The sequence below is a fragment of the Streptomyces durhamensis genome (assembly GCF_000725475.1).
GTDB classification, from domain to species: domain Bacteria; phylum Actinomycetota; class Actinomycetes; order Streptomycetales; family Streptomycetaceae; genus Streptomyces; species Streptomyces filipinensis.
On record NZ_JNXR01000195.1, the window covers coordinates 1 to 280 of the forward strand.

General features: G+C 70.0%; 1 protein-coding gene. It reads left to right on the forward strand.

Annotated features, from left to right (window positions below):
• The coding region (locus IO33_RS45465) for a hypothetical protein (protein ID WP_037687637.1) at window positions 1–280 on the forward strand (280 nt) is incomplete at both ends.

Sequence of the window (280 nt, forward strand, 5' to 3'; positions counted from 1 at the left end):
GCTGCCCACCAAGGGCCGCGCGTTCATCTCGGTCGCCAACCGCGACAAGCGCTCGATGATCTTCCCCGCGCGGGAGCTGGTCGCGCACGGCTTCGAGCTGCTGGCGACCTCCGGCACCGCCGAGGTCCTCAAGCGCAACGGCATCCACGCCACCGTGGTGCGCAAGCAGTCCGAGGGGACGGGCCCGAACGGGGAGCGGACCATCGTCCAGCTCATCCACGACGGCGAGGTCGACCTCATCGTCAACACCCCCTACGGCACCGGTGGCCGTCTGGACGGT